The 12,124-nt window shown below is 39.3% G+C and carries 7 protein-coding genes; 1 reads left to right on the top strand and 6 read right to left on the bottom strand.

What is annotated here, in order from left to right:
- Positions 1 to 207: 207 nt before the first annotated feature.
- The 5 genes from carB to H515_RS0106330 all read right to left on the bottom strand — a co-directional run bounded on the left by carB (position 208) and on the right by H515_RS0106330 (position 9,207).
- The gene (carB, locus tag H515_RS0106350; RefSeq protein WP_028901732.1) at positions 208 to 3,435 is read right to left on the bottom strand and encodes a carbamoyl-phosphate synthase (glutamine-hydrolyzing) large subunit; all 3,228 of its coding nucleotides are present in this window, start codon (positions 3,433 to 3,435) and stop codon (positions 208 to 210) included.
- The gene (gene carA / locus H515_RS0106345; protein WP_025876673.1) at positions 3,435 to 4,511 is read right to left on the bottom strand and encodes a glutamine-hydrolyzing carbamoyl-phosphate synthase small subunit; all 1,077 of its coding nucleotides are present in this window, start codon (positions 4,509 to 4,511) and stop codon (positions 3,435 to 3,437) included. The genes carB and carA overlap by 1 nt, the downstream gene beginning before the upstream one ends.
- A gap of 29 nt (positions 4,512 to 4,540) precedes the next feature.
- Complete coding sequence (locus H515_RS0106340) at positions 4,541 to 6,430, bottom strand: amidophosphoribosyltransferase (protein WP_028901731.1); 1,890 nt, start codon at positions 6,428 to 6,430, stop codon at positions 4,541 to 4,543.
- Positions 6,431 to 6,456: 26 nt separating this feature from the next.
- On the bottom strand, positions 6,457 to 8,304 hold the full coding sequence (gene glmS, locus H515_RS0106335; RefSeq protein WP_025876675.1) for a glutamine--fructose-6-phosphate transaminase (isomerizing): 1,848 nt from the start codon (positions 8,302 to 8,304) through the stop codon (positions 6,457 to 6,459).
- A gap of 123 nt (positions 8,305 to 8,427) precedes the next feature.
- Positions 8,428 to 9,207, bottom strand: coding sequence for a polysaccharide biosynthesis/export family protein (locus tag H515_RS0106330; RefSeq protein ID WP_025876677.1), 780 nt, complete (start codon positions 9,205 to 9,207; stop codon positions 8,428 to 8,430).
- Positions 9,208 to 10,110: 903 nt separating this feature from the next.
- Here H515_RS0106330 and H515_RS0106325 point away from each other — a divergent pair.
- Positions 10,111 to 11,157 carry an asparaginase gene (locus tag H515_RS0106325; RefSeq protein ID WP_025876679.1) on the top strand — a complete coding sequence of 349 codons (1,047 nt, stop codon included), beginning with the start codon at positions 10,111 to 10,113 and terminating at the stop codon, positions 11,155 to 11,157.
- A 36-nt stretch (positions 11,158 to 11,193) separates the two neighbouring features.
- Here H515_RS0106325 and dapA read toward each other — a convergent pair whose 3' ends face one another.
- Positions 11,194 to 12,078, bottom strand: a complete 885-nt coding sequence (gene dapA, locus H515_RS0106320) for a 4-hydroxy-tetrahydrodipicolinate synthase (protein WP_025876681.1) — start codon at positions 12,076 to 12,078, stop codon at positions 11,194 to 11,196.
- Positions 12,079 to 12,124 lie beyond the last annotated feature (46 nt).

Genomic DNA, 12,124 nt, shown 5'->3' with positions numbered 1-12,124 from the left:
AAGCAAAAGCAAAGATAACAAAAAGGGCTGATACCTCGTGAGAAGTGCCAGCCCTAAATTTGTATCTTACCCAAAAGTTTAGCGGACAGTAATAAAATTAATAAAAAACTTTTACACGACAGCAATATTTCTCAAACAGAAATATCAGAATAAAAAACTCACACAAGTAAAACCTGTGTGAGCTTTATTTCATTCATTAGTTCGTACCTATTTATATTCTCCCCAAGCCTTAATGTCAATATCGTCAAGTTTGACATTACAGAATGCTGAAATGAAAGCACTTGCAAGTCTGCTGTTAGTAATTAAAGGGATATTGAGATCGATGCTAGCACGGCGAATCTTATAACCATTCGTCAGCTCCCTTGGTGATAAATCTTTAGGAATATTGACAACCATATCGATTTTCTTCTCATGAAGCAAATCCAGTGCCTGAGGCGTTTTTCCCCCATCGGAAGGCCAATGCACCAAGGTATTACCAATACCATTTTCCTCCAAGAACTTAGATGTCCCCTCTGTGGCATATATATTATAGCCATGTTGCTTTAGTGTCTTTGCAGCATCCAGCATTTCCGCCTTTTGCTTGGCTCCACCTGTCGAAAGCAAGATGTTTTTCTTAGGAATTCGATGTCCCACGGAAAGCATACTTTTAAGTAGAGCCGTTGATGTGTCATCACCCAAACATCCTACCTCACCTGTAGAACTCATATCTACTCCCAATACAGGATCGGCTTTCTGCAAACGATTAAATGAGAACTGACTTGCTTTTATTCCAACATATTCGAGATCAAACAGATTCTTATTAGGCTTCTCAACTGGTACACCTAACATGACTTTGGTCGCAAGGTCTATAAAGTTCAGTTTCAAAACTTTACTTACAAATGGAAATGAACGACTGGCTCTCAAGTTACACTCTATGACCAAAATGTCATTGTCGCGAGCCATGTACTGGATGTTGAAAGGACCATTTATGTGCAAAGCATTGGCAATCTGACGACTGATGCGTTTCACACGGCGGACAGTCTCAACATATAGTTTTTGTGGGGGGAACTGAATAGTCGCATCTCCGGAATGAACTCCAGCAAACTCGATGTGTTCCGAGATTGCGTATGCCAGGATCTCACCATCCTTAGCAACGGCATCCATTTCAATTTCCTTTGCATTCTCTATAAATTTGCTAACCACGACAGGGTGGTCCTCACTCACATTTGCAGCTAACTGGAGGAATCGCGTCAACTCTTCGTTATTAGAACAAACGTTCATTGCCGCACCTGAAAGAACATAAGAAGGACGAACCAGAACGGGGAAGCCTACCCGATCAACAAATTCCTCAATATCATTCATACTCGTCAGCGCACGCCATTCCGGTTGATTGACTCCATTTTCCGTTAACATAGCTGAAAATTTAGCACGGTCTTCGGCATTATCAATGTCTTTTGCCTTTGTACCCAAGATTGGAACGTTCTCCGCATCAAGATACATTGCTAAATTATTAGGTATCTGACCACCAGTAGAAACAATTACCCCATGAGGACTTTCAAGGTCTATTATATCCATAACACGCTCGAAAGTCAATTCATCAAAGTAGAGGCGATCGCACATGTCATAGTCTGTTGACACCGTTTCTGGGTTGTAATTGATCATGATTGAACGATAACCTTGTTTTCGGATAGTATTTAAAGCCTGAACGCCACACCAGTCAAATTCAACAGAACTTCCAATACGGTAAGCTCCTGACCCTAAGACAATAACGCTATCGTGATCACTAGCAAACTGAATGTCGGATTTTATACCAGCATAGGTCACATAAAGATAATTAGTCTGGGCTGGATATTCTGCTGCGAGCGTATCTATCTGCTTTACAACTGGGACGATGCCGTAGCCCTTGCGTAAGTTCCGAACTACGAGCATGGCATGATGCATACTCGGGCTTTCATCCTCAAGCCCAACAGCACGGGCAATCTGAAAATCAGTGAAGCCATAGACCTTTGCCTCGTGGAGTTGCTCTTTGCCCAAAGTATTGATATTGGATTTTTTCAAACGCTCATCAATATCAATAATGTGCTTCAACTTATTCAAGAACCAACAATCAATTTTAGTCAATTCATGAATCTGCTCAACAGTGTAACCCTTGTGCATGGCCTTTGAAATAACGAAAATACGTTTATCCGTTGGCTCACGTAAGGCTGCATCAATATCGTCGATTTTCAGCTCTTTATTTTCGACATAACCATGCATTCCTTGCCCTATCATACGGAGACCTTTCTGAATAGCTTCTTCAAAATTACGTCCGATAGCCATCACCTCTCCAACAGACTTCATGCTTGAGCCCAACTCCTTATCAACTCCGCGGAACTTACTCAAATCCCAACGGGGGATTTTGCAGACTACATAGTCAAGAGCTGGCTCAAAGAATGCCGATGTGGTTTTTGTAACAGAGTTCTTCAGCTCAAAAAGGCCATAACCCATACCTAATTTTGCAGCAACAAATGCCAATGGATAACCAGTAGCCTTACTTGCCAACGCAGAGGAACGAGAGAGGCGAGCATTCACCTCAATTACACGATAATCTTCACTCTGCGGATCGAAAGCATATTGCACATTACATTCACCGACGATTCCGATGTGGCGAACAATCCGAATGGAAAGTTCACGGAGCTTGTGGTATTCTCTGTTGGTAAGTGTCTGCGACGGAGCAATGACAATAGATTCACCCGTATGAATACCTAGTGGGTCAAAGTTCTCCATGTTACAAACTGTGATACAGTTATCGTAGCGGTCACGAACCACCTCATACTCAATCTCCTTCCATCCTTTAAGGCTCTTCTCCACCAAGACCTGTGGCGAAAACGCGAAAGCTTTTTCACAAAGCTTATCCAGCTCTGCTTCATTATCTGCAAAACCACTACCCAAACCACCTAAAGCATAGGCTGCCCTGATGATCACTGGGTATCCCAGCAATTCTGCGGCTTTTCTGGCATGTTCAACTGATTCACATGCCTCACTTTTGATAGTCTTTACATTTATCTCGTCTAATTGTGCAACGAAAAGCTCTCTGTCCTCGGTGTTCATGATGGCCTTAACGGGTGTGCCTAGAACCTTCACATTATACTTTTCTAAAATTCCTAGGCGATTGAGTTCGACACCGCAGTTCAACGCAGTCTGGCCACCAAATGACAAAAGAATACCATCTGGCTTTTCCTTTTGGATAACTCGTTCAACAAAGTATGGCTGTACTGGAAGATAATAAATTTGGTCAGCAACACCTTCAGATGTCTGAACCGTTGCAATGTTTGGATTAATGAGCACAGTAGAAACACCTTCTTCACGCAATGCCTTTAATGCTTGAGAACCAGAATAATCAAATTCTCCTGCTTCACCAATTTTTAATGCGCCTGAACCAAGAATCAGGACTTTTTTTATAGATTCGTCTTTCATTATTTTAGTGTTTCTACAAATTTATCAAATAAGAACTCAGTATCAACAGGCCCAGAACTTGCTTCCGGATGAAACTGTGAGCTAAACCATTGGTTTGTTTTATGCCGAATACCCTCATTGCTGCCATCGTTCATATTTACGAACAATTCCTCCCAGTCCTTCTCAAGTGTATTCACATCTACTGCATATCCATGATTCTGGGAAGTAATGAAACACTTGTTTGTACCAACCATCCTTACGGGTTGATTATGACCACGATGCCCATATTTCAGCTTATAAATTTTTGCACCTGCAGCTTTAGCCAACAACTGATTACCCATACATATTCCACAAATAGGTTTAGAGCTGAGACTCATTTGTTTGCGAATAACCTCTACAGCATCACTACACATGTCAGGATCACCAGGTCCGTTGGCAAGGAATAGCCCATCGTAATCCAAAGTTGTATAATCATAATTCCATGGCACTCTTATTATTTCCACATTTCTCTCTACAAGCTCTCGAAGTATATTTGCCTTAACTCCGCAATCAACGAGTACAACCTTTTTGCCTGCGCCTTCGTTGTACTTGATGATTTGTTTTGTGGAAACCATATCAACAAAATTAACCCCTTCATAAACCGCTTCAGGTATATTCTCAGGCTCGTCGTCAAAGATTATCTTGCCCATCAGCACTCCATTCTCCCGTAGCAATTTTGTCAGCTCACGGGTATCAATACCAGTAATTCCTGGAACGTGTTCTCTTTTCAACCAACTCGCCAGACTTTCCACAGCATTCCAATGAGAATATTCTTCGCTATAGTCAGATACAATAAGAGCTGAGACATATATCTTGTTGCTTTCCATGAAAGAAGGGATTCTGTTCTCCTCAATTGTAAATGGAGGTACACCATAATTACCAACCAATGGGAAAGTCATTGTAAGCATCTGACCAGCATACGACGGGTCTGTCAAACTCTCTGGATACCCCATCATAGCCGTATTAAAAACGACCTCACCAGCTACAGGGGCATCATAACCAAATGATTTACCATGAAATTCTGTACCATCACTTAAGACTAAAGTTACATTCCTCATTATTATATATTCTTTCTTGATTCGAATTTTTATTTTTTATATACGTTCTCATAATAGTTGATGAAAGCTTGATTTACGAGCCTCATTCCCCCTGGTGTTGGATATTCGCCAGTAAAATACCAATCTCCCTTATGATTAGGTATTGCTTCGTGCAGCCCCTCAATACTCTGATATACCAAATCCACAGGCGTTTTCATACCTTCAGGGCGCAACATCTCAACGATTTTTTTATTAATCTCTTCTACTGAGAAAGGAGAATAAACTTTTCGAACAGCGTTGACAATCAGATCATCACTTGATTTGACAACTTCCTTTTTGCATTCACTGTATATCTCATCAAGTAAAGCACACATTTTACGTTCTTTTATTAACTCTATCGTAGCTCTGAAAACACAAAATTCCTCTAATCGCGGCATATCAATACCATAATAATCTGGGTAGCGAATTTGAGGAGCACTGGAAACAATAACAATTTTCTTTGGATGGAGTCGGTCAAGAATACGCAAAATACTCTCTTTCAACGTTGTCCCTCTTACTATAGAATCATCAATTATTACAAGATTATCTTCGTAAGGAACAATACTCTCATAGCTAATATCATAAACGTGCGATGCCAAATCCTTTCGCGAATTACCTTCAGTAATGAAAGTGCGGAGCTTTATATCCTTCCAAGCTACTTTCTCAGAACGAATTGATTGATTAAGAATAGAAGCAAGTTCGTCTTCGGAAGGAGAATGACCCAAAGCTTTTATACGATTGACCTTCTGGGAATTCAACCATAATTTAAAGCCCTGAAGTAAGCCATAGAATGCCACTTCTGCTGTATTGGGAATAAACGAAAGAACAGTATGGCGGGTATCATATCCAACCGACTGTAAAACGTTCTCAGTTAGTTGCTCACCCAACTTTTTACGTTCTTTATAGATGTCTCTATCAGAACCACGTGAAAAATAAATTCGTTCAAATGAACAAGCGCAATCACCTTTTTGTTCAATTATCTGTTTGAGACTAAATTGCCCCTTTTTGTTCACAATGAGTGCCTGACCAGGCATTAATTCCTTAACATCCTCACATGTCAAGTCAAATGTAGTCTGAAGAACAGGTCTTTCACTCGCCAAAGCTACTATTTCATCATCCATATAATAATAAGCAGGACGTATTCCCCAGGGATCACGCATGGAGAACATTTCTCCAGATCCAGTCAATCCACATACAACATATCCCCCGTCAAAGGCGTGCATGGTAGTCTTAAGTACATTCTTAATCCCAATATGATCTTCGATAGACATTGTAATGTCTTGCTTTTCAAGTCCCTCAGACTTAGCATTAACAAAACAACGTTCAACTTCCCTATCAAGGCGATGCCCCATTAACTCCAATAGAATATAAGTATCACTGTATATTCGTGGACATTGTCCTTGCTCGGTCAACTTTTCAAATATTTCATTGATATTCGTCATATTGAAGTTACCGCAGAGCGCTAGATTCTTAGCTTTCCAATTGTTTCTCCTAAGAAAAGGATGGACATAAGAAAGGCCACTCTTACCAGTCGTGGAATACCGGAGGTGGCCCATATAGAGTTCGCCAGCAAATGGCAATTCTTTTTCCGCATATGACGCATCTGCTAATTGTTCTGCAGAATAATCATTGAAAGAACGATGAACATTACCAAAGATTTCTGTAACGGCATTTTTTCCTTCTGCCCGCTGCCTGAACATGTATTCATTGCCTGGATCAGAACATAACTTAACGGCTGCCATTCCTGCTCCTTCCTGTCCCCTATTATGTTGCTTCTCCATCATCAGATAAAGTTTATTCAGTGCATACATCCATGTACCATACTTTTTCTGATAATAGTCAAGTGGTTTGAGCAATCTTATCATTGCCACACCACAATCTTCATGAATATTTCTTTCCATTAATTAAGGTTTGTATTCTATTTGTGTTACTCTACAGTTACTGATTTAGCCAGGTTTCGAGGTTGATCCACATCCTTTCCCTTACAGACAGCTATATGATAAGCGAGTAGCTGTAATGGAATTGTTGCAAGTAAGGGCTCAAGACACTCCAATGTATCTGGCAATTCTATTACCGCATCTGCAATCTTTGAAATAGTCTGATCACCTTTTGAGACAAGCGCAATTACTCGTCCTTGGCGGGCTTTAATTTCTTGGATATTGCTTCTAACCTTCTCATACATTGCATTGTGAGTAGCTATAACAACGACTGGCATATCAGAGTCTATCAACGCTATGGGACCGTGCTTCATCTCTGCAGCTGGGTAACCCTCGGCATGAATATAAGATATTTCCTTCAACTTCAATGCTCCCTCCAAAGCCACGGGATAGCTGAACCCTCTGCCAAGATATATAAAGTTATGTGCATAAGTAAATGTACGGGCAAGATCAGCTACGATATCATTCATCTTTAGGACTTCCGAAATTTTATCAGGCATTAAAGCCAATTCCTTGACAACCCTCAAATATTCTTCTTGCTCAACCGTTCCTTTTGCTTCAGCCAATGCAAGGCCAAACATCGTTAAAACGGTAACCTGTCCAGTAAAAGCCTTTGTTGAAGCCACCCCTATCTCTGGCCCGACATGAATGTAAGTTCCTGTGTCGGTCGCCCGCGGTATGCTAGACCCGATTGCATTACATATTCCATAGATGAAGGCTCCTTTCTCTTTAGCAAGCTCAACCGCTGCCAGCGTATCAGCTGTTTCACCACTTTGAGACAATGCTATTACGACATCGTCTTTAGAGACTACAGGATTACGGTATCGAAACTCGCTCGCATATTCGACATCTACTGGAATACGGCAGAACGTTTCAATCATCTGCTTTCCTATTAAACCTGCATGCCAACTTGTTCCACAAGCTACAATAATGATTCGGTTAGCATTAACCAAGTTTTCGCGATAATCAATCAGTGCACTTAACACGACTTTATCATGCTCAACATTAATACGTCCACGCATACAGTTTCGTAAACAGTCTGGTTGTTCAAAGATCTCTTTGAGCATGAAATGCGGATAGCCACCTTTTTCTATTTGCCCAAGATTGAGATCTACTGTCTTTACCTCAAGAGAAAGTTTCTTGTTAAGAATATTAACGACCTTCAACTCCTCACCAAGCTTCATGACTGCAATATTCCCATCATCCAGATATACGACTTTATCGGTATATTCTATAATTGGCGTTGCATCGGAACCGAGAAAGAATTCACCATCACCTATCCCAACAACCAACGGACTTTGTTTTCGAGCAGCTATTATCGTATCAGGATTACGCTTATCAAGGATTGCTATTGCGTAAGCCCCGATTACCTGATGCAAGGCCACTTGAACTGCAGCAAGAAGATCAAGATTCTTTTTGGCCTGAATATATTCTACTAATTGAACCAAGACTTCCGTATCAGTGTCAGAAAGAAATTTAACACCCTTATCCTGTAAATTCTTCTTTATCTCTGCATAATTCTCAATGATACCATTATGAATAATGGCTAAATTCTTTGACTGAGAATAATGGGGATGAGCATTCGTTGACGAAGGCTCGCCATGTGTAGCCCATCTTGTATGGGCTATACCAACAGTTCCTTCTGTTTTTTTATCAGCACAAAAAGTTTCGAGATCTGACACCTTGCCTTTGGACTTATAGACATTTAGACTATTATCACTGTTAATGAGTGCAATACCAGCACTATCATATCCACGATACTCCAGTCTTTTTAGACCTTTTATTAACATTGGATAAGCCTGACGCTTACTCCCGATGTAACCTACTATACCACACATAAAATGAGATTTAGAATACTAAAATAAAATCAATTCAAACTTATCATTCGTTAAATCACAGAAAACCATGAGTTAATGTACAATAAATTCTAAGTTTGATTCTAAATTCACGTAACATCTAAATTATCTTAGAACTGTAAATAATAAAGAAGTCAACGATGTGAGAATCCCTATTACAGAAAACCAGATAGTTGTTGAACTGCCAATTTCTGAATTCCTAGCTTTGACATTATTGGGCTCAACATATACTACATCGTTCTGCTGCAAATAATAATAAGGAGAATTAATGACATTGGCATCCTTAAGATTTAACCGAACATTATGTTTTTCTCCATTTGCATCTTCACGGATAAGCATTACATTTTCTCGTTTTCCATAAATTGTCAAATCGCCAGCTTCTGCCAAAGCTTCCATAATACTCATCTTTTCTGTCGATACAGGAATAACTCCAGGTCTATTGACTTCGCCAGTAACGGTGACACGATAACTACTCATGCGGACGGCTACCAATGGGTTTTCCGTACGTGATAAATAGGGTTGAATTTTACTCTTAACCAAATCCTCACATTCTGTCTTTGTCAATCCAGCTACATGAATTTTACCGACAATTGGAAAATTAATGTATCCATTATTATCAACAAGGTATCCCTGCACTCTACTTTGGCCTGAACCAGCTGAGCCAGACTGCCTTAAATTAAAAGGCTCGGAAGTAATGGGATCTGAAGTCTGAACCAAAATCGTCAGTTCATCCTTTGGTAAGATTCGCGCATCGTATAACCCCTTTGATGCCGCCAAACTTATAGAGTCGATATTTTGCCAGTAAGCAACTTTCTTACTTGAGCCACACCCCACAAAAGATAGTATCGTGACACCGACAATAAGGAACAACAGTAATTTCTTCATATATTTATAAGTGCAATAACGTTATTATATCAAAGATGTTGCAAAAATACTACTATTTTTTGACAACAACAAGAGAAAGATTAACTTTTACATTCAACACTTGAACATTTCTTAAAAGATTAATAAATAATATTTAGTTATTGGCGGAAAACTATCAGAAGATATCAAATCATATTGAGAGTTTTGAATTGACATGTATCACGACAGAATGATCTTTCAGTCATAAGAGAGAAACCATTTCTATACCGCAACCCTTTTGCAAACGATGGGTCTTATTTGTTTTGTCGTGTGAAGACAAGAACAATGAAAAGTTCTACACATAGAGTAAAAAATGAACAATTACCCAAAAGACAGCGAAATAGATGCTTAAAGTTAAAAAATAAATACAATCAGATAACAAACTAAGAATCAGAATTATACACATTGGCTGATGATAGGTTAGCTTTTGAGCCTTAATAGCTCAGCTTTTAGTCGCCAAAAGGTCAGCATTTACTTTGCGAATGTTGAACTTCCATTCTATGAAAGGTAGCTGGATAAATTTACAATCCTTTAATTCTATACCATGATACTATCACATTTGATTCATCAATATGGTTTTTAATTATCAATAACGCGTCTAAATCCACCTACCTTAATCAAGAAAATTTAGTCTTAAGCATTAAATAAATTAAAATTATTGAACCAATAGGAAATTTACAAATTAGCAATTTAATTAGACAGCTTACAATTAGATGCACATAAGAGATAACACTAAGCTATCAAAACTATTTTTTTAATTACCATCGGAAAAGATTATTTCGCTTATTGATTTAAAGTTTTACGCATCAAAAAAGAAAAATCAACTACATTAATGCATTATGGATGAAATCTTTTTACTATCTTTGCGCCAAAGATAATACTAACATGAAAAGAACAAATAGAGTTTTATTAATCTACACCGGCGGAACCATTGGCATGGGAAGCAATTGTGTAACTGGCGCCTTAGAACCTTTGGATTTTAACCATTTAGCTGATAATGTCCCTGAATTCAAACAAATATCTACTGATATCGATACATACCAGTTTATTCCACCTATTGATTCATCAAATATGTCTCCAACACATTGGAAACAAATTTTAGATATCATCTCCGAGAGGTATGATCAATACGACGGATTTGTCATCTTGCATGGAACAGATACCATGTCCTACACTGCGTCGGTGCTTTCGTTCATGTGTGAGAATCTTACAAAACCTGTCATCTTGACTGGATCACAACTGCCTATCGGACAATTAAGAACTGACGGAAAAGAAAATTTGATGACCAGTATTGAGTTGGCATCCACCTATAAAGCTGATGGAACTCCAATGGTCCCTGAAGTCTGTATTTACTTTAATGGGCACTTGCTTCGTGGCAACAGGTCAACCAAGCAAAATGCCGAAGAGTTCAATGCCTTTGACTCATTCAATTACCCTCATTTATGCGAAGCTGGTGTTAATTTTACGTTCCAAGAGCACCATATTCTCAAACCAGACTTCAACAAGCCGATGATTCCACATCCAGGCCTTGATAATAATCTAATGGTATTTTCTTTGTACCCAGGTTTAGAAGAAAATATCGTCAAACACGCACTCGACGCACCAGGGCTTCGAGGCATAGTCATGCGATCGTTCGGTAGCGGAAATGCCCCACAGACTCCGTGGCTCTTGAAACAATTGAAGGAGGCATCAATGAGAGGAATTGTGGTTGTGAACATCAGCCAATGTATAAGCGGACAAGTAGAAATGAGCCGGTACGATGCTGGATATCACCTGAAAGAAGCAGGGATTGTTACAGGTTATGATAGCACAGTGGAGGCTGCTGTAACAAAACTTATGCACCTGCAAGCACGCTTCTCAGACCCAGACACAATCCGCCAATACATGAACCAATCTATCGCAGGCGAAATAACTATACCAAATGCATTATAGAAATACATCTAACAAAAAGTAAAAAGGGATGAGACATTAATGTCTCATCCCTTTTAATATCTCATTCATTTTTTGTTTTGTTTCTATTCGGGTAGGAATTAACGGGAGGCGCAACACATTTTCAATCATTCCCATGTCGCTTAACAAAGCCTTACACCCAGCAGGATTACCATCAACAAATAGTAATTTATAAAGTTCAGTAAATTGATGATGAATCTTTCTTGCCGCTTCAAATTCCCCATTGAATTCCAAACGAATCATCCTTGAGAATTCCTTTGGTAGGGCATTGCCAATAACAGAGATAACACCAACTGCACCACTAACTATCATTGGGAAAGTTAGAGCATCATCACCACTGATAACCTCAAAGTTGTTAGGCTTTCGTTTCATGATTTCATCTATCTGCTCCAAATCCCCTGACGCCTCTTTTATTCCGACAATATTAGAAAAATCAGTAGCAATTCTCACTGTAGTCTCAGCTGTCATGTTCACACCCGTTCTACCAGGGACATTATACATGACAACTGGTAGTGGCGAAACTTCGGCAATGGCTTTAAAATGTTGATAAAGACCTTCTTGACTCGGTTTGTTGTAGTAAGGACATATACTCAGAATTCCATCAATTCCTTGCCAATCCGATTCTTTTATCTCCTCTACAACAGCGGCAGTATAATTGCCTCCACAATACTTTAGGATGGGAACACGACCTTTGACAACTGACTTTATGAAAGTTGTCAGTTCTTTTTTTTCCTCTGAAGACAAGCAGGGAGTTTCTCCTGTTGTTGCCAATATACATAAGAAATCAGCTCCATTGTCGAGCTGATACTCAACCAAATTCTCTAGAGCCTTATAATCAATATCACCATTTGTAGCAAACGGTGTGACAAGAGCAACACCTAAGCCGCGAAAAATATTCTTCATAACAAATTTGTTTGTTTAGTTGCAAAAGTAACATATTATTGTGAAT

Origin of the sequence: Prevotella corporis DSM 18810 = JCM 8529 (genome assembly GCF_000430525.1) — a bacterium.
Classification (GTDB): Bacteria; Bacteroidota; Bacteroidia; order Bacteroidales; family Bacteroidaceae; genus Prevotella; species Prevotella corporis.
The sequence above is the reverse complement of the archived record's forward strand: the minus strand, read 5'-3'. Positions and strand labels throughout refer to the sequence as shown.